This is a genomic window from Actinokineospora baliensis, assembly GCF_016907695.1.
GTDB classification, from domain to species: Bacteria; Actinomycetota; Actinomycetes; order Mycobacteriales; family Pseudonocardiaceae; genus Actinokineospora; species Actinokineospora baliensis.
Genome location: NZ_JAFBCK010000001.1, coordinates 1,693,895 through 1,715,368 on the forward strand (window position 1 = coordinate 1,693,895; position 21,474 = coordinate 1,715,368).

Below are 21,474 nucleotides of genomic sequence, written 5' to 3' on the forward strand. Positions count from 1 at the left end.
GTGTTCCCGCTCGATCAGCGGGCGACGACAGTCTAGCGGCCTGGCAGGATCGGTCGGGTGAGCACTCATCCAGTCGCCGAGGTACCGGACCGCCTGTTCGCCGACGACCAGGCCGAGGCCCGCTGGCGGGCGCGCTTCCACGCCGCCAGGGTCAGCCTGCCGGACTGGGCGCTGCAGGCCCCGGACCGGACCGTGTACGTCTCCAACGCCAGCGGGGTGTGGGAGGTCTACGCGTGGGACCGGGCCACCGACACGCACCGCCAGGTCACCGACCGGCCCAACGGCACCCTGCACGGCACGGTCTCGCCGGACGGCGAGCAGATCTGGTGGTTCGCCGACACCGACGGCGACGAGTTCGGCACCTGGGTGGCCGAGCCGTTCGCGGGCCGCCCCGCGGGCGCGGAGGCCCAGCCGGGCGTGGCGGGCGCGAAGGCCGGGTACCCGGCGGGCCTGGAGATCGGCGACGAGGTGAGCGTCGTAGGCGTTGCCGACGACGACGGCACGACCATCTACCTGTCGCGTAGTGGGGCCGACGCGGAGGTGATCTACCAGAACGAGCACGACGGTGGCGTCGCCGCACTCTCCTACGACGAGACCCTCCTAGCGATCGCGCACTCCGAACACGGCGACAACCGCCACCCGGCGCTGCGTGTCGTGTCTGTCGCGGACGGCACTACGGTCGCGGAGAAGTGGGACGGCAAGGGTCTGGGTCTTAGCGGCATCGCGTTCAGCCCGGTGATCGGCGACTCGCGCCTCTTGGTGCTGCACGAGCGCCGCGGACGCGAAGAGCTGCTGATCTGGGACGTCGCTGCGGACTCCGAGCAAGAGATCGTGCTCGACCTGCCGGGCGAGGTCGCCGCCGACTGGTACACGGATGGCACCGCGCTGTTGGTCGCGCACACGCACCAGGCGCGGAACACGCTGCACCGGTACGACATCGCTACCGGCACTTTGTCTACATTGGATACTCCACCCGGGACGATCGGATCGGCGCACACCCGGCCGGACGGCACCGTCGAGTACTCCTGGTCCAACGCCGCTGAGCCGTCCGCGGTCCGCGCGCTGTTCAGTGACGGCACCGATCGCGTCCTCCTTACGCCGCCCGGCGACCGCGCGCCCACCAGCGCTCCTCTTACGGATGCCTTCGTAGAGACCGAGAACGGCACTGTGCACGCGCTGGTTGCCCGCCCGGTGGACGCGCCAGAGGGACCTCTGCCGACCGTGTTCACGCTGCACGGGGGTCCGCACGCTGCGGACGAGGACCGGTTCTCCGCCTACCGTGCCATGTGGGTCGATGCGGGGTTCGCCGTAGTTCACGTGAACTACCGGGGCTCCACCGGCTACGGCTCCGCTTGGCGTGACGCGATCGAGGGCAAGCCCGGGCTCACGGAGCTCGCTGACGTCGCTGCCGTGCACGAGTGGGCAGTGTCATCTGGCCTCGCGGACCCAGCCCGCTGCGTAGTGAACGGCGCGTCGTGGGGCGGTTACCTGGCGCTGTTGGCGCTAGGTACGCAGCCCGACCTATGGGCCGCTGGCGTCGCCGGCGTTCCTGTCGCGGACTACCTCGCCGCGTACGAGGACGAGATGGAGCCACTACGCGCGTTCGACAGAGCCCTCTTCGGAGGTTCCCCTGCCGAACTGAAGTCCCTCTATGAAGAGTGCTCCCCGATCACCTACGTCGACAACGTGCGCGTACCGGTGCTCGTGCTCGCGGGCGAGAACGACCCGAGGTGCCCGATCCGCCAGATCGACAACTACCTCGACCGGCTCGCCGCGCGCGAACAGCCCTACGAGGTCTACCGGTACGACGCGGGCCACGGGTCCCTGGTGGTAGCCGAGACGATCAAGCAGTCGCTGATCGAGGTGCACTTCGCGCTGCGGGCCCTCAAGCTCCGCTGAGCCGGGACGCGGCCGACCCCTCGCCGGGTCGGCCGCTCAGGCCCTGGCCAACGCGAACTCGGCCACCTGCAGCCCGATGGTCCGCAAGGTCGACGGCACGCCGGGGTCGGAGCAGCCGCCCGCCTCGTCGAACTTGGTGTGGATCGAGTTGATGGCCGCGCCGAGCGGGGTCGGCCAGCCGCGAAGGGCGTGGGTCACCGCACGCAGCGCGGTCAGCGTGTTCACCGCCGCCTGCCACCCCGCCGCGGTCGCCACGCAGCCCACAGCGCGGCCGTCGAGGTACACCCGCTCGTCCTCGCGCAGGTCCTCCACGTAGTCCAGGGCGTTCTTGACCAGGCCGGACACGGTCCCGTGGTAGCCGGGGGAGACCAGGATGACCCCGTCGGCCTCCCGCAGCTCGTCCACCAGCCTGCGCGCGGCGTCGGTGCGCTCGGGCACCGCCGGGTCGTAGAAGGGGAGGACCAGGTCAGCGCCCGACAGGGCGGTCGTCTTGGCGCCCGCCTCCGCGGCGCCGGCGAGCACGAGGCGCAGCGCGCGCTCGGACTGCGAGTCCGGGCGCAGCGACCCGCCGATTCCCACCACTGAGACCGTCACTCGACCATCCTTCCACCGCTGGGGGTGGCCCGACGACCTCCAAGCGGCGGTGTTCCGATGGCGTTGCCCACTTGCCTACTGGGCAGTAACGTCTCCTCGGTGCTGCTCGACGCGATCCCGACCCGGGTGCTGGCCGCCGCCGTGCGGGCCATCTTCGCCCTGCCCCGTCCGATCCGCCGCCTCATCGCAGGCAGGCCCATCAGGGTCGACGGCCAGGAGTTGGCCCTCGACGCCCAGTTCCTCTTGGCGCTGAACCGCTTCGTCACCGGAGACGGCCTAACCGCCCGCGAGCCCGCGAAGTCCCGCGCCGACATGGTGTCCTCCACCCGCCTTATCGGCGGCGAGCCGATCGAGCCGGTAGCCGTAAGAGCCCTAGACCTGGACGGCATCCCCGCCCGCCTCTATACGCCCCAGTCGGTCTCCGACAACGCCCCACTACTCCTCTTCTTCCACGGCGGCGGCTGGGTCATCGGCAACCTGGACACCCACGACAACCCCTGCCGCTTCATCGCCAAGCACGCGGAAGTAAAGGTCCTCTCCGTCGACTACCGCCTAGCCCCCGAACACCCCTTCCCAGCAGCCGTCGACGACGCCCTCGCCGCGTTCAACTGGTCGGTCAAACACGCCGACTCCCTAGGCGTCGACCCCACCCGAATCGCCGTAGGCGGCGACTCCGCAGGCGGCAACCTGGCTGCCGTAACCGCCCTCCAGGCGTCCCTCACCCCCGGCCCCCGCCCAGCCTTCCAACTCCTCTTCTACCCCGGCGTAGACGCCACCGTCCGCCGCCGCTCCCGCGACCTATTCGCCACCGGCTACCTCCTAACCGACAACGACATCGACTGGTTCCTCAACCACTACGGTCCCGACCGCTCCACCCGCCCCGACCCCCGCTTCTCCCCCCTAAAAGCCCCCGACCTCTCCACCGTCGCACCCGCCTACATAGCCACCGCAGGCTTCGACCCCCTCCGCGACGAGGGCGAGGCCTACGCCAACGCCCTACGAGCCGCCCAAATCCCCGTGATCCACACCCGCCACCCCGACCTAATCCACGGCTACATCAACTTCCTCGCCGCAGGCCCCCGCTTCACCCAAGCCCTCCAAGAAGCCACCACCACCCTCCGTGCTGCCCTGACTCTGGCCTAGTAGAGCGGGTTGCCCGTATCTTGGTGTAAAAGTACACTAAGGAACATGGCAGGGTCGCTACTTGATCAGGGCGCGCTTCTCCTTACCGACGAGGAGCGTGTGGAGTTGGAGTCCAAGGGGCAGGTCCTGCGTCGCGACGGGGGGCACACCTTCATCAGCGAGGGTGAGACGACCGACTTCGTCCTCCTGATCCGCAAGGGGCACGTCAAGGTCGTAGTCGGCAGACCGGCCAGGATCGTCGCCGTACGTGGACCAGGCGACATTGTTGGCGAGATGGCCCCCATTCGGCGTAAGCCGCGTTCGGCCAGTGTCATCGCGTTGGGTGAAGTGGAAGTCTTGCATGTCCCCGGCCCGGTTTGGGTGGAGTTCCTCTATGCCAACCCCCGCGCCATGCACGCACAGCTCGCCGCAGCTGACGAGCGAGTTGACCAGGCCACTCGCAAGGTCGCGGAGTCTGAACTGGCGGCCGAGCAGCGCCTGGCCAAGGCATTGCTTGAGTTGATGGATCTGGGTCTGGCGAATGAGTCGACCGATGGCCCCACGTTCGTGTTCAGCCAGTCCGATCTCGCCAGCCTGACCGGCGCCTCGCTGGACTCGGTGAAGAAGATCGTCCGGGCCTTCCGCGAACAGAAGATCATCGACACCGGTAGGCGCATGCTGCTCGTGCGGGACCTTCCGTACCTGCGTGCGATCGCCTCCGGCGATCGCACCGCCTCATTGTGAGGCGGCAGGTGTCCTGGGAGATCGTCGTGTCGGGATTGGTGATCGCCGCGGGCGGCACGGTGAAGGCATGGTTCGCGCTCCAGCGTTACCGGATAGGTCAGGTCTCGGAGACCCACCGGTTCTCAAAGGCACTTGAAGGCGTCGAACCCCAGGATCGTGCAGAGATCATCCGGGCGTACAACGACAAGGCGGTTGAAGACCCTGCTGCTCCAAGCGGATCCGACCCGCGGCGGTTGTTCCAGCATCCCCGGCGCAAGGGGTGACTGTGACGACGACCTTGTTGGAGCACTGCCTGATCCGGAGCCTGCGGGAGCTCCACCTGCCCCCGGATGACTACGTGGTGTTCGGCAGTGCTCCGCTACTTGCGCACGGATTGTGTGGCGAAGTGCGTGACTTGGACATCGTGGTCCGCGACAGCCTGTGGTGTCAGATATCTTCGTACGGCAAGGCCGCCCGCGGCGAGATCACCGGCGACCCGGTACGAACGGTCTGCGACGGTCGCATCCAGTTCTCGCAGCGGTGGGTTTCTGCGGACTGGGACACCGATGACTTGATCGAGCGGGCTGACCTCATCGCGGGCATCCGATTCGCTTCGCTGTCTGATGTCCTCGCCTACAAGCGGTCTCTCAACCGGCCGAAGGATCGTCAGGACATCGCAACCCTGATCATGCATGGCTCTTGACCCATGCTCATGCGCTCCTCGAGCGGGCGGTGGCCGCGCAGACGCGTGTAGTCGCCCAGAGCAGAAATCAGGCCCTGTCCACGCCTCGGTGGACAGGGCCTGACCTGTGTCGGGGTGACAGGATGTGAACCTGCGACCTCTTCGTCCCGAACGAAGCGCGCCACCTGAAGGCGAGCGCCACGCGGTAGACCAGTCGTCAGCCGGTGAGCTTGGCCTTCACCACGGCTGCGACGCGGCCGCCGTCGGCGCGGCCTGCGATTTTGGTGTTGGCGGCCTTCATGATCTGGCCCATCTGCCTCGGCCCCGGGGCTTCACCCAGCTGGGTGGTGACCTCGGCGACGGCCTCGTCGACGAGGGCGGCGATCTCGGTGTCGTCGAGTTGCTTGGGCAGGTAGGCGGTGAGGACCTCCGCCTCGTCCAGCTCCAACTGGGCCTGCTCGGCCCGGCCCGCGCCCGAGAACGCCTCGGCGGCCTCCTTGCGCTTGCGGACCTCGCGGGCCAGCACCTTGAGCACCTCGTCGTCGGTCAGTTCGCGGGCTTCGGTGCCCGCGACCTCCTCGGTCGTGACCGCGGCCAACGCCATGCGCAGGGTCGCGAGCCGGGTCTTCTCCCGGTTCTTCATCGCGGCGGTGAGGTCTGCCTGGAGTCGGTTCTTCAGCTCGGCCATGGGGGAACAGTACTGATCGTTCAGCCCCGGCGCGGCGAACCCGTACCCTCGTGGGTGTGAGTGACGCAGTGAAGACCCTCGGTCGCATCGCCATCGGCACCGCCGCGCTGGGCGCGGCGACCATCGCCTACGCCGCGGGGTACGAGCGGACCCGGTGGACCCTTCGCCAGGCGACCCTGCCGGTGCTCGCCGAGGGTGCCCGGCCGCTGCGGATCCTGCACATCTCCGACCTGCACATGCTCCCGGGCCAGAAGTCGAAGCAGCGGTGGGTGGCCGCCCTCGACGAACTCAACCCCGACCTGGTCGTCAACACCGGTGACAACCTCGCGCACAAGCAGGCCGTGCCCGCCGTCGTGCGCGCGCTGGGTCCCCTGCTGAACCGGCCGGGCGTGTTCGTCTTCGGCAGCAACGACTACTACGCGCCCAAGCCCAAGAACCCCGCGCGCTACCTGTTCCCCTCGAACAAGCGCATCCACGGCATCCCCCTGCCCTGGAAGGACCTGCGCGCCGCCATGCTGGAGCGCGGCTGGATCGACCTCACCCACAACCGCACCCTCTTCACCGTCGACGGCCGCACCATCGCCGCCGCGGGCGTGGACGACCCCCACCTCCGCCGCGACCGCTACGACGACATCGCGGGCAAACCCGACCGCCAAGCCACCCTCCGCCTCGGGGTCACCCACTCCCCGGAACCCCGCGTCCTGGACCGCTTCGCCGAAGACGGCTACGACCTCGTGCTGGCGGGCCACACCCACGGCGGGCAGCTGCGGATCCCCGGGTACGGCGCCCTGGTCACCAACTGCGAACTCGACCGGGGCCGAGCGCGGGGCAGTTCCCGCTGGGGCTCCCACACCTGGCTGCACGTGTCCGCCGGTCTGGGGACCTCGCCCTACGCCCCGGTCCGCTTCGCCTGCCCGCCCGAGGCCAGCCTTCTGACCCTCGTACCCCGCCTGACCAGCTCGGATCCAGCGCTGGAAGGCTCTAAGGGAGCCCGGTTCGGAGCCAGCGCACGGGTCCGTTAGACTTCTGACCGTTCCACTATCGGGGTGTGGCGCAGCTTGGTAGCGCGCTTCGTTCGGGACGAAGAGGTCGCAGGTTCAAATCCTGTCACCCCGACACAGGTCAGGGCCACCGAAGATTCTCGGTGGCCCTGATCTCGTTTGGTTCCTTGACTCCCCAGCAGAAGAGGGGCCCCGCAGGGCCCCTCTTGGCGAGCTGGATCAGTTGTGGCTGTCCGGGTTCTGCAGTGGGACGCCGTTGACCATGGTGGAGCTGTTGGCCTCGTGCCAGTCGAACGGGGCGCCTTCGGTGGGGCCTAGTTCGCCCTGCCAGTCGGTGGCGGGGGTGTCCGGGGTTTGCTCGCGGCGGGCGAGTTCTTCCTGGAGTTGGCGCAGGAGGCCGAGTTCCTGGTCGTTGAGTGAGTCGTCCGTTGGTTCGTCCTTGGCGGACCAGACTTCTGCGACCTTCGAAACCGCCTTGACCGCTGGGGCAGGCGGGGTGCGGGGGACCACGACCTCGGTCGCGTACCGCATCGCCGTGTGGTGGTAGTCGGTTGGTTCGGTGCCGTCGCGGAGGACCTCTACGGAGGCGGTCAGGCCGGTTCGGCGCATCGCGTGTTCGACCCGGAAGGCCGTCGCGGCGGCGGAGCCCGTGGGGCCGACGCCGATCAGGACGACGCGGTGCGGGACGGCGCCGGTGGCCGAGCCGGACGGGGTGAGCCGCCAGACGGCCCAGACGGCGCGGATGTCGGGCAGGGCGTCGAGGACCTTGCTGATCGCCTCGGCGACGCCCTGTTCGGCGCCGATGCCGTCGACCTTGCCCGCGCCGAAGCGGTGCCTGGTCATCACCTCCGGGTCGACCAGCCGCAGCCGCTCGACCACCGACGGGTCGGCGTTGGCCGCGGCGAACAGCGCCAGCAGCTCGTCGCGCTCGCCCTTGCTGACCCCGACCGGGCCAGCCACCAGGCAGCCCGCGATCAGCTCCAGCGCCCGGTCGACCTCGGCGGAAGCCAGCAGCTCCCTGGCGTCGGCGAGCGCGTCGTCGTCCAACCTGCCCGCGAGGACCAGCAGGATGTCGTGCACGCGGACCGGCAGCGCCACCCCCGCCCACGAACCCTTGCCTGGCGAGACCTGCGTCACGTTCTGTCCCCTCTCGTGCGAGCGCCTAGCTGGGAACCAGGTGGCCCTCGGCGACCAGTGGTTCCGAGGCCGCCAGCGCGGCCTGGTGGTACCTCGGCAACTCGGTGCCGACCGGCAGCACCTCGACGGCGGGCTCGTAAGTGCCCAGAGCGCGCAGCACCCGCTGCAGCTCGCCGGTCAACCTCGGCGCGTCACCGGTCGTGGTGACCAGCACGACCCGGGCGACCGACCCGGCTGACCGACCCCGGCGCCAGCTCGACCGCGCCTCGACCACCTCGGGTCGACCGCGCAGCATCGCGCTGAGCACGACGGCGACCGAATCACCCATGCTCACCCATTCGGGCGACTCCGCGGAGAAGGTGTAGTCGAGTTCGCCGATTTCGTCCACCCACCCGAGCGCGTTGAGCTTCTCCGCGTCGGCGCCGTGGCTCATCAGCGAGCTGACCGCGAGCCGGTACTCCTCGGGGGTGATCGCGACCCGCTCGCGCAGCAGGGTCAGCGGCAGCGCCCTGGCCACCGCGTCGGCGGCGTCGGCGGCCAGCCAGTCGCGGAAGCGCCACAGCTGGCGGTCGTTGAGCCTGCCCGCCAGGCGCAGCAGCAGTTCGTGGGCGCTCACGCGACCTCCACCGTCAGCTCGACCTCGACCGGCACGCCGCGCGGCAGTTCGCTGACCCCGACCGCGGACCTGGCGTGCACCCCGGCTTCGCCGAACACCTCGCCGAGGAAGTCCGACGCGCCGTTGAGCACCGCGGGCTGGCCGGTGAACCCCTCGGCGGAGGCGACGAACCCGACGACCTTGACCACGCGGACCACGGCGTCGAGGCCGACCAGGTTGTCGATCGCGGCGAGGGCGTTGAGCGCGGCCACCTTGGCCAGCTGCTGCGCCTCTTCGGGGCTCACCTCGGCGCCGACCTTGCCGGTGGCCAGCGGCTCACCGCCGACCACGGGCAGCTGACCCGCGGTGAACACCAGCGACCCTGAGCGGGAGGCCGGGACGTAGGACCCGATCGGGGCGGCCACCGGGGGGAGTTCGACACCCAGGTCGGCCAGTCGCGCGCGCCAGCTCACCTCAGGCCCCCTTGGGGCGCTTGAGGTAGGCGACCAGCTGCTCGCCGGTCGGCCCCGGCAGCACCGAGACCAGCTCCCAGCCGTCCTCGCCCCACTGGTCGAGGATCTGCTTGGTCGCGTGGATCAGCAGCGGCACGGTGGCGTACTCCCACTTGGTCAACTCAGCCAAGGCCGGTCCCTCACCTCGTCGCAGGTCGACCCGGTCGACCGACCAGGTCGGGGCCCACCCTAGCCGTTGACTGCCCGTGAAGACCCGCACGTCGCCGCGTGATGCGCCGGGCGATCGGTACGGTTCCGGCATGGAGTCCTGGCGGGTGATCGCCACCGCGTTGCTCGGGGTCGCGGGGCTGGTGCTGGTGCTGCTGACGATGGCCAAGGTGCGCGACCGGACCGGGCGCTCGGGCACCGTGGCCATCTCCGGCGCGGTGTCGTTCACCGGCCTGGCCCTGCTGTGTGTGTTGACCGTCACCGTGCTGCCCGCCGGGGTGGTCTGGGGCGCGGTGATCGTGGTCGGTGTCGTCACGTCCGCGCTGCTCCTGGTGGGGTGAAGCGGCGCTGATCACCCGGTACTCGGGGGGCGGGTCGGGTAACCGGGCATTTACGCTGAAATGGTGACCACCCCTGTCGTCGGCTGGACCGAGCAGATCGCCAGAGCCCGGCTGCACGTGGTGACCGGCAAGGGTGGGACGGGCAAGTCCACTGTGGCTGGGGCGTTGGCGTTGGCGCTGGCCACGGGCGGTAAGCGGGTCCTGCTGGTGGAGGTCGAGGGCAGGCAGGGCATCGCGGCGCTGTTCGACACGCAGCCGTTGCCCTACTCCGAGGAGAAGGTGGCCACCGCGCCAGGCGGTGGCGAGGTGCGCGCGCTGCACGTGGACGTCGAGGCGGCGCTGCTGGAGTACCTGTCCATGTTCTACAACCTGGGTTTCGCGGGCCGCACGCTGCGCAAGATGGGCGCGATCGAGTTCGCCACCACCCTGGCGCCTGGGCTGCGCGACGTCCTGCTCACCGGGAAGATCAAGGAGTGCGTGACCCGCACCGACGACACCGGCAGGCACGTCTACGACGCGGTGGTGGTCGACGCCCCGCCGACCGGCCGGGTGGTGAAGTTCCTCGACGTCACCAAGGCCATGGCCGACCTGGCGAAGGTGGGGCCGATCAAGGGGCAGAGCGACGGGGTCGTGCGGCTGCTGCACTCCGGTGACACCGCGGTGCACCTGGTGACCCTGCTCGAAGAGATGCCGGTGCGCGAGACCATCGAGGCGGTCGAGGAGCTCGACGGTGCTGATCTGCGGCCGGGGGCGATCCTGCTCAACCGCGTCCGCCCACCCCGGTTGCCCGCGCGCTCGATCACCGCCGCGGCTGACGGCAGGGTCGACGCCTCTAGGGTCCGCGCCGGTCTAGAGGCCGCCGGATTGGCTCTATCTGAGGCCGACATGGATGGGCTGGTCGAAGAGACTGTGGAGCACGCGATCCGTGTGCAGGCCGAGCAGCGTGCGCGAGAGCAGCTAGCCGAGATCGACCTACCGGCGGTCGAGCTACCTGAGCAGGTCGACGGCATCGACGTAGGCACGCTCTATGAGCTAGCCGAGGTTCTCGTGGACCAGGGGGTCAGGTGAGCGCCTTGGAGATAGACACGCTCATCGACGACCCCGAGACCCGGGTGATCGTGTGCTGCGGCTCCGGCGGGGTCGGTAAGACAACCACGGCAGCCTCTATAGCGGTCCGGGCTGCTGAGCGCGGCCGCGCCACTGTGGTGCTGACCATCGACCCGGCCCGTCGTCTCGCCCAAGCCCTAGGGCTGGCCGAACTCGGCAACGTGCCGCGCGCGGTCTCCGTCGCGGGGTTCGAGCCCAAGGGTTCGCTCAGCGCGATGATGCTCGACATGCGTCGCACATTCGACGACATGGTGATGGCGCACGCGGGGGAGAAGCGCGCGGAGGAGGTGCTGGCCAACCCGTTCTACCGGACCATCTCCTCGTCCTTCTCCGGCACCCAGGAGTACATGGCGATGGAGAAGCTCGGCCAGCTCGCCGCCGACGGCACCTGGGACCTGATCGTCGTCGACACCCCGCCGTCGCGCTCGGCGCTGGACTTCCTCGACGCGCCGCAGCGGCTGTCCACCGCGCTCGACGGCCGCATGATCAAGCTGCTGACCGCCCCTGCCCGCGCGGGCGGTTGGGGCATCCGCAAGGTGGTCAGCGCCGGGTTCGGCCTGTTCGCGAAGGCCGTGTCGACCATCGTCGGCGGCCAACTGCTCGCCGACGCGTCCGCGTTCGTGCAGGCATTCGACGGCATGTTCGGCGGCTTCCGCGAGCGCGCCCGCAAGACCTACGAACTGCTGCGCTCCAACGGAACAGCGTTCGTCGTCGTGGCCGCACCGGAACCGGACGCGTTGCGCGAGGCCAGCTACTTCGTGGAGCGGCTGGCGGACGAGGCCATGCCCCTGGCCGGGTTGGTCGTCAACCGGACCCACCCGGTACTGGCCCAACTCCCGGCGGCCAAAGCCCTCGGCGCCGCCGAAAACCTGGAGTCCAGCGGCGGCGCCCCACTGGCGGCCGCGGTCCTGCGCCTGCACGCCGACCGGGTCGCCCTCGCCCAGCGCGAGCGCCGCTTGATCGCCCGCTTCACCAAGGCACACCCAGCCGTCGCACTCGGACACGTCCCCGCGCTCGCCGCCGACGTGCACGACCTGGCCGGACTCCGCGAAATCGGCGACCGCCTCGCAGGCGGCTGACCGGGCTGGATCGGGTACCCGCGGCAGACCCCCCGCCGCGATGCCTCGGTCCCGCTCGGTGTTGATCGCAATGGCGAACGCCGGTGGGATGATCCCCTGTCGAGTCGACCCTCTCCGTCGACAGGGCGGCCGGATCCCCGCGACGGCGTTGTGGCCGCCGCGGGAGTCGACCGGTCAGCCCACCTGGGCGTCGATGTCGTCGTAGAGGTGCCTGCGGCGGGCGTCGTCGAGCAGTTCGCGCCACGAGAGCACGTCTGGCCTGCGGCGCAGCAGCGCTCGGCGCTCCCGCTCGGTCATCCCGCCCCACACACCGAACTCGATGCGGTTGTCCAGTGCCTCCGCGAGGCACTCGGTGCGGACCGGGCACGCGATGCAGACCATCTTGGCCTTGCGCTGCTCGGCGCCCCGGACGAAGAGCCCGTCGGGGTCCTCGTCCCGGCACGTCGCCCGGACCCGCCAATCGGCCTGCTGAGTTTCGAGCTGCATATCCCCCACCCCTGTCGTCGTCGCGACCCTGGAACCCGGTACCCCCCGGTACCGGTGCCGTCCAGCTCCACCTGCGGACCCGTTCGGCGCTGTCGTGAGACGTTGACGAACATTACTGGGTCCCGGTTCCATCGAACACGCCGACGGACGCAGGTGTTACAGAAAGTCAATACGCCAGGTGGTGTCGTCCGAACGGCACGTCGCGTGACGGTCTGCCGGTGGTCCGACCGGGTCACGCGTACGCTGGGTCCCGTGCGTGTGGGAGACAGCCTGCTGAAACTGCTCGGTCTCTGCCTGCTCGCGGGGGTGCTCGTCGCCGGGATGATGTTCCCGATCGTGGGTGCCCTCGGCGTGGCCTCGAACCGGGCGAGCGACACCATCGACAGCGTTTCGGCCGACCTGGTGTCCACGCCGCAGCCGCTGATCACCACGATCACCGACAGCGCCGGTGCCCCGATCGCCTCGCTCTATGACCAGTACCGGATCCCGGTCACCGCCGAGCAGATCTCGCCGACGATGAAGGCCGCGCTGATCTCGGTGGAGGACCGCCGGTTCTACGAGCACCACGGCGTCGACTGGAAGGGCACCATCCGCGCCGCGATCTCCAACCAGTCCGGCGGTGACGTGCAGGGCGCCTCGACGCTGACCCAGCAGTACGTCAAGAACTACCTGATCAACGTGGTCAACCGGGACAACAAGACCGAGCAGTCCAAGGCCCAGGAGCAGACCGTCGCGCGCAAGCTGCGCGAGGCGCGGATCGCCATCCAGCTCGAGCAGAAGATGAGCAAGGAAGAGATCCTCACCGGCTACCTCAACGTGGTCGAGTTCGCCTACGAGGTCTACGGCATCGGTGCCGCCGCCAGCGCGTACTTCGGCACCACCCCGGACAAGCTCACCGTCGCCCAGGCGGCGCTGCTGGCGGGCGCGGTGAACAACCCCGTGCTCTACAACCCGTGGCGCAAGCCAGCCGAGTCGTTGCAGCGGCGCAACTTCGTGATCGACAAGATGGTCGAGAACCAGAAGTTGTCCGCCGACGCGGCCGCCGCGGCGAGGAAGGAGCCGCTCGGCATCCTGCCCACGCCCAAGAAGCCCGCCGCGAACTGCGTCGGAGCGGGCCCGCTGTACGGGTTCTACTGCTCTTACGTCGTCGACTACCTCGGCAAGCTCGGGTTCACCGACGACCAGCTCAAGTCCGGCGGCTACACCATCAAGACGAGCTTCGACGCGAAGGCCACTCAGCTGGCCAAGGAAGCCGTCGAGGCCGAGGTGCCCAAGACCCAGCCCGGTATCGCGAACACCATGGCCGTCGTGGCCCCCGGCAAGGAACGCCACCAGGTCCTCGCGCTGGTCGCCAACCGCGACTACGGCCTCGACCCCGGCGCGGGCCAGACCACCTACGGCCTGCCGAGCCGGATCGCCAACAAGTTCGGCGCGGGCTCCATCTTCAAGATCTTCACCGCCGCGGCCTACCTGGAGAAGGGCGGCGGCATCAACAACATGGTGGACGTGCCGGACACCTTCACCTCCAACGTCTTCACCGGCGGCGGCAAGACCTGCCCGCGCACCCCGGCGCCCAACGACGGCGACACCCGGTTGTACTGCCTGAAGAACGCGGGCAACTACGGCGACAAGATGCTGCTCACCGACGCGCTCGCCACCTCGCCGAACACCGCGTTCGTGCAGCTGGAGGAGCGGATCGGGATGGGCCCGGTCGTCGACATGGCCAGCAGGCTCGGCCTGCGCGAGACCATGGCGTCGAGCATGGGCGGCGTCGACCCGGACCCCGGCCGCACCGAGGCGGAGTACCGGCTCAGCCAGAGCGACTTCTTCAAGCCCAGCGGCAACAGCGCGGGCAAGGCGTCGTTCACCCTCGGCCCCGGCCCGGTGAGCACCCTCGAACTGGCCAACGTCGCGGCGACCCTGGTCAGCGGCGGCGTGTGGTGCCCGCCGTCGCCGCTGGTCGAGGTGCTCGACCGCAACGGCAAGAAGGTCGACGTCAACGAGCAGCCGTGCGAGCAGGCCGTCGCCGAACCACTGGCCAACACGCTGGTCACCGGGCTGTCCAAGGACGACACCCACCCCGCCGGTACCTCGCGCGGCGCCGCGCAGGCGGTGGGCTGGGACCGGCCGATGATGGGCAAGACCGGCACCACCCAGGAGCACAAGTCCGCCGGGTTCGTCGGCGCCACCCCGCAGTACGCCGCGGCGGTGCTGACCTTCAACGACAGCCCCAAGCCGCAGGGCATCTGCGACTACGACCCGCCGCGGTTGTGCGGCACCGGCGGCAACATCTACGGCGGCAAGGTGCCCGCGCGCACCTGGTTCGCGATGATGAAGCGCTACATGGAGGGCGTCCCGCGCGCGGAACTGCCCCAGATCGACCCGCGCTACGTCGACGGCGGCCCGGAGATCAAGGTCCCCGAGGTGCTCAACCTCAGCGTGGAGGAGGGCAGCCGGATCCTGACCGACGCGGGGTACAAGGTCGTGGTCAAGGACCGCAACGACGCCCGCAAGAAGGGCACCATCGTCGGCCAGTCGCCGCGCGGCGCCGCGTTGATCGGGGAGACGATCACGCTGCAGGTCAGCACCGGGTACGTGCCGCCGCCGCGCACCACCGACCCGTCGATCCCGCCGCCCCCGGGCACGACGGACATCCCAGGGCCGGGCAACGGCGGCGGGGGCGGCAACCCAGGCAGACCGGGTAACGGTGGTAGGCCCGGTGATCCGACCTTCACGATCATCCCGCCGATCCCCTAGCTGAAGAGACCGCCGGGCCCGTAGTGGCCCGGCGGTCTCTTGTTCAGGGCTGGCGGCGTAGGTATTCCAACTGCGCGCGGACCGACCACTCGGCAGGCGCCCATAGAGCCTGGTCGACGTCGGCGTAGACGACCTCGACGATCTGGCGTGGTGTCGCTGAGGGGCCTAGCTGTGCCAGGGCGCGCCGGATCTGGTCCAACCGCTGCTCTCTATGCGCGAGGTACTCCTGGGCGACAGCGGCCAGATCGGGCAGATCTGGGCCGTGCCCTGGAAGTACCGCCGCGCCTGGCTTGTGCGTTGCGAGGGTCTTAAGGGCATCGAGGTAAGAGCCCAGTTCACCGTCGGGCGGTGCGATGACGGTGGTGCCTCTGCCGAGGATGGTGTCTCCGGTGAGCACCGCGGAGCTGCCCGCGTGGTCTATGGCGATGCAGATCGAGTCGGCTGAGTGGCCGGGGGTGTGGAGGATTTCCAGGTCCAGCCCGGCGAGTTGGAGGATGTCGCCGTCGCGCAAGGGCCCCTCGCCGCGGCACAGGGCCGGGTCGAACGCGCGCACGGGCGCGCCCGCTTTCTCCGCCAGCCAGGTCGCGCCGCCGACGTGGTCGGCGTGGTGGTGGGTGATCAGGATGGATTCGATCTCCCCGGCCTCGGCCAGCACGCGCTCCAGGTGGGGGAGGTCCTCCTCGCCAGGGTCGACGACGACCGAGCCGGTCGAGCCCGGCGCCCGCAACACCCACGTGTTGGTGCCGTCCAGCGTCATCGGACCCGGGTTGTCCTCGAGCACGACGCTCGCGAACGGCGTCACCTGGCGCGGAACACCGTAGGCGGGGTGGGACATCGACACTCCGTTCGGGTGGAGGGCTGTTCGGCCAACGCGACAGTAACCCCGGTTAAGGTCGCACCGTGCCCGAGTTGCCTGACGAGATGGTCCTGCCGGAGGGGTTCGCCCCGCCGGAGGTACCCGATCCGCCCGCTGTCGCACGAGACGCCGCCACCGTGATGCTCGTCCGCGACGGCGCGACCGGCCTCGAGGTCTTCCTCCTGCGCCGCGTCATGGGCATGGCCTTCGCGGGCGGCATGACCGTCTTCCCCGGCGGCGGCGTGGACAAGCGCGACGCCGACGCGACCATCCGCTGGCACGGCGAGCCCCCGTCCTGGTGGGCCGCCCGCTTCCGCTGCGACGAGTCCCTCGCCAGGGCGCTCGTCTGCGCGGCGGTCCGCGAGACCTTCGAGGAGTCCGGCGTCCTGCTCGCTGGCCCCGACGGCAGCAGCGTCGTCTCAGACACCCGCCCGTTCCACGCCGCCCGCCAGGCCCTGGTCGACCGGGAGTACTCGTTCGGCGAGTTCCTGGCGGACAACGACCTCGTGCTGCGCGCGGACCTGCTGCGCCCGTGGTCCAACTGGGTCACCCCGGTGCCGGAACCCCGGCGGTACGACACCCGGTTCTTCCTCGCCGCGGTGCCGACCGGTCAGCAGGCCGACGGCGCCACCTCCGAGGCCGACGACGCGATCTGGCAGACCCCGGCCACCGCCATGGCCGACTGGAAAGCGGGGAACCGGGCGCTGCTGCCCCCCACCTGGATGACCTTGGCCGAACTCGACGAAGCGGGTTCCGTGGCCGCCGCCATGGCCGAGTCCCGCGTGATCGTCAAGACCACGCCGGAGATCATCCGCGACGGCGGCAAGCTCCGGGTGGTCCTCACCACCGCCTGAGGGGCCGGGGCTGTGCCGCCCGGGTGCAGTGGCCCAGGATGGGCGCATGAGCGGTGTGCTGCGGGTCGGGTTGGTCGGAGCGGGACCGTGGGCGAAGGCGGTCCACGGCCCGGGGTTGGCGGCGCACCCCGGGGTTGAGCTGACGGCGGTGTGGGCCCGGCGGCCGGAGGCGGCCGCGGAGCTGGGCGCGCCGGTGGTCGCGGACTTCACGGAGCTGCTCGAGCGGGTGGACGCGGTGGCGTTCGCGGTGCCGCCCGGCGTGCAGGAGGAGTTGGCGGTCCAGGCCGCCGAGGCTGGCAAGCACGTGATCCTGGAGAAGCCGATCGCCAGCGACCTCGCCGGTGCCGAACGCGTGGCGGCGGCGATCGGGCAGGCTGGGGTGGCCTCGATCGTGGTGTTCATCCGCCGGTTCGCGCCGGAGGTCGAGCAGTGGCTGGCCGAGATCCACGCCCGCGACGGCTGGGCCGGTGCCAGCGCCCGCTGGCTCTCCGGCGCCCTCCTCGGCGGTGCCTACTCCGGCTCGGCCTGGCGCCACACGGGCGGCGCCCTCGCCGACATCGGCCCCCACGTGGTCGACCTGCTCGACGCCGCCCTGGGCCCCGTCACCGACGTCCTCACCGCCCACAAGGGCGACCCGGACATCTGGCACCTGCTCCTGCGGCACGCAGGCGGCCAAACCAGCACAGCCACCCTGTCGATGGCCCTCCCCACCCGCCCCACAGTCACCGACCTCGCCACCTACGGCGTCAACGACCTCGGCTACCTGGAACTCTCCGGCCGAGCGACCCCAGCCCAAGACGCCTACACCCGCCTCCTGGACGAGTTCATCCCCCTCACCGCCACCCCCAACCCCACCCACCGAGTAGACGCCACCCGAGGCGTCCACATCCAACGCATCCTCGACAAAGCCCTCCGCCTAACCACCGACTGAGCCCACAACAAGCTGGCCTGCCCGGAGCGCCGCTCGCTATGCCTTGGGCGGGAGCATGGGCATGAGGATGTAGCGCAGCTCCACCTCCTCCGCCTCCACCGCTGTCACCACGGTGGCGCGCATGCCCGGCTGGATCGCCAGCTCCACCTGTCGACCGGCGAACGGGCGGAGGGCGTCCACCAGGTAGCGCGATTGGTACGACGGGCTGGTGCGGCCGCCGGTGGGGGTTGCTTTGACTGACTCCTCCGCTTCGCCCGCGTTCTGGTCGGTGGCCCTGAGGCGGACTTCGGCGTCGCCCACCTCAAGCCTCACCACGCCTCGGGCGTCGCTGTAGAGGGCGACTCGGCGGGTGGCGGCGGCCAGGGCGTCGGCGTCGACGGTCACCTTGGTGTCCACATCGGACAGGGCGAGTTTGGTTTCGCTGAGGTAGGAACCGTCCAGGACGGCGGTGGTCACCAGGGTTTGGCCCCAGGTGGCGGCGAACTGGTTGGGGGCGACCAGCAGTCGCACCCGGTCCACACCGGACACCTGTTTGGCCACCTCGACCAGCAGTGTCGCCGGGACCATCACGTCGATGTCGCCGTCGGCCGCCCACGGCAGGCTGGCGATCGCCATGCGGTAGCGGTCGGTGGCGCGCAGGACCAACCGGTCGGCCTCGGACCGCAACCGGACCCCGGTGAACACCGGCAGGGCCTCGTCGCGGGCGGCTGTGCTGGCGACCGTGGACAGGGCGGTCGCCAGGGCCGCGCCGGACACCACGCCGCCGGGGCCGGTGACCTGGGTGACGCCGGGGTGCAGTGCGTGGTCGAGCAGGGGCAGCGCGAAGCGGGCACCTTCGGCGCGGATCGCCAGCCGGTTGCCCTCCACCACCAGCCGGACCTCCGGGGCCGTCAGCGCCCGCAGCGTCTCAGCCAGCGGTTTCGCGGGCACCAGGACCTGGCCGTCGGTGTGCACGAGCGCCGAGCAGGCCACCCGTGCAGTGCGCTCCCGGTCGCTCGCGGCCAGTTCGACCCCGGCCGCCGTCGCCGTCAGCAGGACGCCGCTGAGGACGGGGTCGATGAGCTTGCCGGGGACGAGGCGCACGAGGTCCGCGGCTGCCGCGGCGAGCGCTCCGGTGGGGGCGGTGAGGTCCATGCGGTGAAGGTAGCGGCGCGGACCGACAGGCGGCGGAAGTTGTCCACAGGCCCGGGCAGGCCCCGAGCAGGCCCAGGTCAGGCCATGGCGGGGACGGCGTGCGGGTTCGGCGCGGCCGCCGCGGTGACCGTGGCCCGGCGGGCGTAGACCACGGCGGCGAACGCCAGCCCGACCCCCGTCGCCACCAGGTACGACGCCCAGATGCCCACGTGCTCGACCAGTTGCCCGCTGACCAGTTGCCCCAGCGCCAGGCCGAGGGTGACCGCGGTGATGATCCAGCCGAACGCCTCGGTGGCCGCGCTCGGCGGCGCGACCAGGTCGATCGCCGCCGAGTGGGTGGTGGCCTGCGGGGTGACCATGGTGCCGACCAGCAGCAACGCCACCGCCAGCCACACCAGGGTGGTCGGGATCGCCAGCACGGCCACCAGCACGGCGAACGCGGCGAGCAGCGCCGACAGCCGCAGGTTCAGCGCCCGCGGCCACGGCCGGATGCCGTAGACCACGCCGAAGAGCACCGAGCTGATCGACAGCAGCCCCAGCAGCAGCCCGCCCGCCGGGGTGTTCCCCGCCGCGGTCGCCGCCGCGGGGACCGCGACCTCCACGAACCCGATCACCGCGCCGAAGCCCATGGCGGCGATCGCGAGGGTGCGCATGCCGGGGTAGGCCAGTGGTCCGAGCAGGCCGGAGGAGTGCTCGACGGGTTCCGGGCGGTGCGTGCGGATGGTGTGCGTCATCGCGAACCAAACGCTGCCCAGGATCATGCACAGCGCGGCGGCCGCGAGTCCCGTTCCCGGCCACGGCAGTGCGATGAGCAGGCCGGAGATGGCGGGTCCGAGGATGAAGAAGACCTCCATGCTGATCGCCTCGTAGGCCAGCGCGGCGTCGCGGACCGGTCCTACTGGGGTGACCCGCGTCCACATCGTGCGCGAAGCGGAGGCCACCACCGGTTCCGTAGTGCCGACGAAGACGCCTAGCGCGACCAGCAGTGCGGTAGGCGCGCCTGACTCGGTCGCCACGATCGTCAGCCCGACGAACACGCCAAAGAGGGCCGTGGTGATCAGCAGCGGGATGGCGGCGCCGACCCGGTCCATGATCCGGCCCTGGCCGACCGACCCGATGGCCAGCCCGACCAGGGTGCCCGCCGACACGAGGCTCGCGGTGGCGTAGGAGCCGGTGGTCTCGCGGATGTAGAGCAGCATCGAGAAACCCACCATGGCCACCGGGAGCCTGCCCAGCACCGAGGCGAGCGCGGGCCCCCGGGCGCCCGGGGTGGTGAGGGCAGCGCGGTAGTCGGCGAGACCGGCGGAGTGGGACATGCGTACCAGTATGCATTTTCCGGTACGCCCGTACCAGTAATTTCCCCGGTGGTTTCCGCCACCCCGGATCGGGGTACATCTCGGTTGCGTAACAGTGACGCGGATTCTCCGTGAACCGAGGCAACGCGACCGGGACGAGGTGAGTCCTTGAGGGTGAAACCACTTGAGGTTGGGGTGGGCAACCGTGCGATGGTTTCCCGAGTGGGTACCCCCACCACGAGTTCCCTCCGGTAACGGGTCGGGGCCTGGGCCGGAGGGGCGGGGAGCGTGAGCCGTCGGGGGATGGTTCACGCGAACAGCGGGAGGTCGGTGCGCCGCGTCGGGGGCGGCGCCCGGCCTCTCGCCGAGGAACGCGAGAAGGCCCGGTCCGCGGGGGACCGGGCCTTCTCGTATCTCACGCTCTACCGCGCGCGGCGCGCCAGGCGCTCGGGGTCGAGGATCAGCACGCTCTTGCCCTCCAGCCGCAGCCAGCCGCGGTGGGCGAAGTCGGCGAGCGCCTTGTTGACGGTCTCCCGGGAGGCGCCGACGTACTGCGCGATCTCCTCCTGGGTGAGGTCGTGGGTGACCCGCAGCAGCCCGGCCTCCTGGCTGCCGAACCGCTGGGCCAGCTGCAGCAGCGCCTTGGCGACCCGGCCCGGCACGTCGGTGAAGATCAGGTCGGCCAGCATGCCGTTGGTGCGCCGCAACCGGCGGGCGATCACCCGCAGCAGCTGCTCGGCGATCTCCGGGCGGGTCGCGATCCACTGCCGCAGCGCGGGCCGGTCCATGGTGACCGCGCGGACCTCGGTGACCGTGGTCGCGGTGGACGTGCGCGGGCCCGGGTCGAAGATCGACAGCTCGCCGAACATGTCGGACGGGCCGAAGATGCCGAGCAGGTTCTCCCTGCCGTCCGGGCTCTTGCGGCCGAGCTTCACCTTGCCGGACTGGATGATGTAGAGCCGGTCGCCCGGTTCGCCCTCGGCGAAGATCACGTGCCCCCGCGGGAACTCCACGGCTTCCAGCGTTTGAGCGAGCGCTTCGGCCGCGGCCGGCTCGACCCCTTGGAAGATGCCCGCGCGGGCCAGGGTCTCATCCACCTCGGTCCTCCTGTTTCCACCCGACGTCAGCGCATTCCCGCGACGTCGATCACGACACACAGTGTAGGGCGTGCCCCGGGGATCTCCCGTCGGCTCGCCGCCTCGGCGGCGCTAAGACCACCCGCGACGTGCCTGCTCACGCACCCAGCCGCATGACCTTAGCGCTTAGGCCCCGCCCCGGCGACCGCGCTTGGCGGCCCGGCCACCGAGCCTGCGCAGCCGGAACAGCTCCAGCGCCCGGCCGATGCCGTGCCCGTAGAGCGCCCGCACCTCGTCCGGCCGCGCCGACTCGAGGAACTCCTCGACGTCGGTCTCCTGGACCGCGACGTGCCGCAGCCGGGCTTCCACGCGCTCCATGAACAGCGCGAAGAACATGATCACTAAAGGTACCGCGAACACGAACCAGACAGCCATGT

24 protein-coding genes and 1 tRNA gene are annotated in these 21,474 nt (G+C 70.4%); 13 read left to right on the forward strand and 12 right to left on the reverse strand.

What is annotated here, in order from left to right; all coding sequences use genetic code 11:
* The first annotated feature begins 57 nt into the window (after positions 1-57).
* Complete coding sequence (locus JOD54_RS08045) at positions 58-1,899, forward strand: prolyl oligopeptidase family serine peptidase (protein ID WP_204449925.1); 1,842 nt, start codon at positions 58-60, stop codon at positions 1,897-1,899.
* Between the two features lie 36 nt (positions 1,900-1,935).
* Here JOD54_RS08045 and JOD54_RS08050 read toward each other — a convergent pair whose 3' ends face one another.
* Positions 1,936-2,493, reverse strand: coding sequence for an NADPH-dependent FMN reductase (locus JOD54_RS08050; protein ID WP_204449926.1), 558 nt, complete (start codon positions 2,491-2,493; stop codon positions 1,936-1,938).
* A gap of 57 nt (positions 2,494-2,550) precedes the next feature.
* Here JOD54_RS08050 and JOD54_RS08055 point away from each other — a divergent pair, with 57 nt between their 5' ends.
* From JOD54_RS08055 to JOD54_RS08070, 4 genes are read left to right on the forward strand one after another with little or no spacing between them, the layout of a single operon-like run.
* Complete coding sequence (locus JOD54_RS08055) at positions 2,551-3,636, forward strand: alpha/beta hydrolase (protein WP_204449927.1); 1,086 nt, start codon at positions 2,551-2,553, stop codon at positions 3,634-3,636.
* Positions 3,637-3,681: 45 nt separating this feature from the next.
* Entirely contained in the window at positions 3,682-4,359 is a 678-nt protein-coding gene (locus JOD54_RS08060) for a Crp/Fnr family transcriptional regulator (protein ID WP_204449928.1), read from the forward strand.
* An 8-nt stretch (positions 4,360-4,367) separates the two neighbouring features.
* Entirely contained in the window at positions 4,368-4,622 is a 255-nt protein-coding gene (locus JOD54_RS08065) for a hypothetical protein (RefSeq protein ID WP_204449929.1), read from the forward strand.
* 2 nt (positions 4,623-4,624) lie between these two features.
* Positions 4,625-5,041, forward strand: coding sequence for a hypothetical protein (locus JOD54_RS08070; protein WP_204449930.1), 417 nt, complete (start codon positions 4,625-4,627; stop codon positions 5,039-5,041).
* A 196-nt stretch (positions 5,042-5,237) separates the two neighbouring features.
* Here the strand turns inward: JOD54_RS08070 and JOD54_RS08075 are convergent, their stop codons facing one another.
* The gene (locus tag JOD54_RS08075) at positions 5,238-5,708 is read right to left on the reverse strand and encodes a GatB/YqeY domain-containing protein (RefSeq protein ID WP_204449931.1); all 471 of its coding nucleotides are present in this window, start codon (positions 5,706-5,708) and stop codon (positions 5,238-5,240) included.
* Between the two features lie 68 nt (positions 5,709-5,776).
* Here JOD54_RS08075 and JOD54_RS08080 point away from each other — a divergent pair, with 68 nt between their 5' ends.
* On the forward strand, positions 5,777-6,730 hold the full coding sequence (locus JOD54_RS08080; RefSeq protein WP_204456143.1) for a metallophosphoesterase: 954 nt from the start codon (positions 5,777-5,779) through the stop codon (positions 6,728-6,730).
* Positions 6,731-6,750: 20 nt separating this feature from the next.
* Positions 6,751-6,824: transfer RNA gene (locus JOD54_RS08085), tRNA-Pro, on the forward strand.
* Positions 6,825-6,928: 104 nt separating this feature from the next.
* On the opposite strand, the gene JOD54_RS08090 is transcribed toward JOD54_RS08085, so the two are convergent.
* Genes JOD54_RS08090 through sp36 form a run of 4 tightly spaced genes read right to left on the reverse strand, consistent with a single transcriptional unit; the run spans position 6,929 to position 9,074 of the window.
* Positions 6,929-7,846 carry a hypothetical protein gene (locus JOD54_RS08090; RefSeq protein ID WP_204449932.1) on the reverse strand — a complete coding sequence of 306 codons (918 nt, stop codon included), beginning with the start codon at positions 7,844-7,846 and terminating at the stop codon, positions 6,929-6,931.
* A 25-nt stretch (positions 7,847-7,871) separates the two neighbouring features.
* Complete coding sequence (locus JOD54_RS08095) at positions 7,872-8,462, reverse strand: hypothetical protein (RefSeq protein WP_204449933.1); 591 nt, start codon at positions 8,460-8,462, stop codon at positions 7,872-7,874.
* A complete protein-coding gene (locus JOD54_RS08100) occupies positions 8,459-8,914 on the reverse strand; it encodes a RidA family protein (RefSeq protein WP_204449934.1) in 456 nt (151 codons plus the stop codon). Before JOD54_RS08100 ends, JOD54_RS08095 begins: the two co-directional genes overlap by 4 nt.
* A gap of 1 nt (position 8,915) precedes the next feature.
* Positions 8,916-9,074: a Sp36 family protein gene (sp36, locus tag JOD54_RS08105; protein WP_204456144.1), complete on the reverse strand. Its 159-nt coding sequence runs from the start codon at positions 9,072-9,074 to the stop codon at positions 8,916-8,918.
* Between the two features lie 139 nt (positions 9,075-9,213).
* Here sp36 and JOD54_RS08110 point away from each other — a divergent pair, with 139 nt between their 5' ends.
* The 3 genes from JOD54_RS08110 to bagB all read left to right on the forward strand — a co-directional run bounded on the left by JOD54_RS08110 (position 9,214) and on the right by bagB (position 11,648).
* The gene (locus JOD54_RS08110; RefSeq protein ID WP_204449935.1) at positions 9,214-9,462 is read left to right on the forward strand and encodes a hypothetical protein; all 249 of its coding nucleotides are present in this window, start codon (positions 9,214-9,216) and stop codon (positions 9,460-9,462) included.
* A 63-nt stretch (positions 9,463-9,525) separates the two neighbouring features.
* Positions 9,526-10,530, forward strand: coding sequence for an ATPase BagA (bagA, locus tag JOD54_RS08115; RefSeq protein ID WP_204449936.1), 1,005 nt, complete (start codon positions 9,526-9,528; stop codon positions 10,528-10,530).
* Positions 10,527-11,648, forward strand: coding sequence for an ATPase BagB (bagB, locus tag JOD54_RS08120; protein WP_204449937.1), 1,122 nt, complete (start codon positions 10,527-10,529; stop codon positions 11,646-11,648). The genes bagA and bagB overlap by 4 nt, the downstream gene beginning before the upstream one ends.
* Positions 11,649-11,822: 174 nt before the next feature.
* Here the strand turns inward: bagB and JOD54_RS08125 are convergent, their stop codons facing one another.
* On the reverse strand, positions 11,823-12,134 hold the full coding sequence (locus tag JOD54_RS08125; protein ID WP_204449938.1) for a WhiB family transcriptional regulator: 312 nt from the start codon (positions 12,132-12,134) through the stop codon (positions 11,823-11,825).
* 252 nt (positions 12,135-12,386) lie between these two features.
* Between JOD54_RS08125 and JOD54_RS08130 the strand changes: the two genes are divergently transcribed.
* A complete protein-coding gene (locus JOD54_RS08130) occupies positions 12,387-14,891 on the forward strand; it encodes a transglycosylase domain-containing protein (protein WP_307859884.1) in 2,505 nt (834 codons plus the stop codon).
* A gap of 43 nt (positions 14,892-14,934) precedes the next feature.
* Here JOD54_RS08130 and JOD54_RS08135 read toward each other — a convergent pair whose 3' ends face one another.
* The gene (locus tag JOD54_RS08135; protein WP_204449939.1) at positions 14,935-15,726 is read right to left on the reverse strand and encodes an MBL fold metallo-hydrolase; all 792 of its coding nucleotides are present in this window, start codon (positions 15,724-15,726) and stop codon (positions 14,935-14,937) included.
* An 86-nt stretch (positions 15,727-15,812) separates the two neighbouring features.
* Between JOD54_RS08135 and JOD54_RS08140 the strand changes: the two genes are divergently transcribed.
* Both JOD54_RS08140 and JOD54_RS08145 read left to right on the forward strand, forming a co-directional pair.
* Positions 15,813-16,601 carry an NUDIX hydrolase gene (locus JOD54_RS08140; RefSeq protein WP_204456146.1) on the forward strand — a complete coding sequence of 263 codons (789 nt, stop codon included), beginning with the start codon at positions 15,813-15,815 and terminating at the stop codon, positions 16,599-16,601.
* 46 nt (positions 16,602-16,647) lie between these two features.
* Positions 16,648-17,532, forward strand: a complete 885-nt coding sequence (locus JOD54_RS08145) for a Gfo/Idh/MocA family protein (protein ID WP_204449940.1) — start codon at positions 16,648-16,650, stop codon at positions 17,530-17,532.
* Positions 17,533-17,568: 36 nt separating this feature from the next.
* On the opposite strand, the gene dnaN is transcribed toward JOD54_RS08145, so the two are convergent.
* The 4 genes from dnaN to JOD54_RS08165 all read right to left on the reverse strand — a co-directional run bounded on the left by dnaN (position 17,569) and on the right by JOD54_RS08165 (position 21,472).
* Positions 17,569-18,666, reverse strand: a complete 1,098-nt coding sequence (gene dnaN / locus JOD54_RS08150; protein WP_204449941.1) for a DNA polymerase III subunit beta — start codon at positions 18,664-18,666, stop codon at positions 17,569-17,571.
* Between the two features lie 77 nt (positions 18,667-18,743).
* Entirely contained in the window at positions 18,744-19,982 is a 1,239-nt protein-coding gene (locus JOD54_RS08155; protein WP_204449942.1) for an MFS transporter, read from the reverse strand.
* A 401-nt stretch (positions 19,983-20,383) separates the two neighbouring features.
* Positions 20,384-21,058 (reverse strand): Crp/Fnr family transcriptional regulator, encoded by a 675-nt coding sequence (locus tag JOD54_RS08160; protein ID WP_018683904.1) that lies wholly within the window; start codon positions 21,056-21,058, stop codon positions 20,384-20,386.
* Positions 21,059-21,223: 165 nt separating this feature from the next.
* Positions 21,224-21,472 carry a hypothetical protein gene (locus tag JOD54_RS08165; RefSeq protein ID WP_092779188.1) on the reverse strand — a complete coding sequence of 83 codons (249 nt, stop codon included), beginning with the start codon at positions 21,470-21,472 and terminating at the stop codon, positions 21,224-21,226.
* Between the last annotated feature and the right edge of the window lie 2 nt (positions 21,473-21,474).

What these genes read in the sequence shown, in the direction of transcription:
- JOD54_RS08135 (WP_204449939.1), bottom strand. Translation starts at nt 15,726, where the DNA reads ATGTCCCACCCCGCCTACGGTGTTCCGCGCCAGGTGACGCCGTTCGCG.
- JOD54_RS08140 (WP_204456146.1), top strand. Translation starts at nt 15,813, where the DNA reads ATGGTCCTGCCGGAGGGGTTCGCCCCGCCGGAGGTACCCGATCCGCCC.
- JOD54_RS08145 (WP_204449940.1), top strand. Translation starts at nt 16,648, where the DNA reads ATGAGCGGTGTGCTGCGGGTCGGGTTGGTCGGAGCGGGACCGTGGGCG.
- JOD54_RS08110 (WP_204449935.1), top strand. Translation starts at nt 9,214, where the DNA reads ATGGAGTCCTGGCGGGTGATCGCCACCGCGTTGCTCGGGGTCGCGGGG.
- JOD54_RS08055 (WP_204449927.1), top strand. Translation starts at nt 2,551, where the DNA reads ATGGCGTTGCCCACTTGCCTACTGGGCAGTAACGTCTCCTCGGTGCTG.
- dnaN (WP_204449941.1), bottom strand. Translation starts at nt 18,666, where the DNA reads ATGGACCTCACCGCCCCCACCGGAGCGCTCGCCGCGGCAGCCGCGGAC.
- JOD54_RS08165 (WP_092779188.1), bottom strand. Translation starts at nt 21,472, where the DNA reads ATGGCTGTCTGGTTCGTGTTCGCGGTACCTTTAGTGATCATGTTCTTC.
- JOD54_RS08155 (WP_204449942.1), bottom strand. Translation starts at nt 19,982, where the DNA reads ATGTCCCACTCCGCCGGTCTCGCCGACTACCGCGCTGCCCTCACCACC.
- JOD54_RS08060 (WP_204449928.1), top strand. Translation starts at nt 3,682, where the DNA reads ATGGCAGGGTCGCTACTTGATCAGGGCGCGCTTCTCCTTACCGACGAG.
- JOD54_RS08125 (WP_204449938.1), bottom strand. Translation starts at nt 12,134, where the DNA reads ATGCAGCTCGAAACTCAGCAGGCCGATTGGCGGGTCCGGGCGACGTGC.
- JOD54_RS08075 (WP_204449931.1), bottom strand. Translation starts at nt 5,708, where the DNA reads ATGGCCGAGCTGAAGAACCGACTCCAGGCAGACCTCACCGCCGCGATG.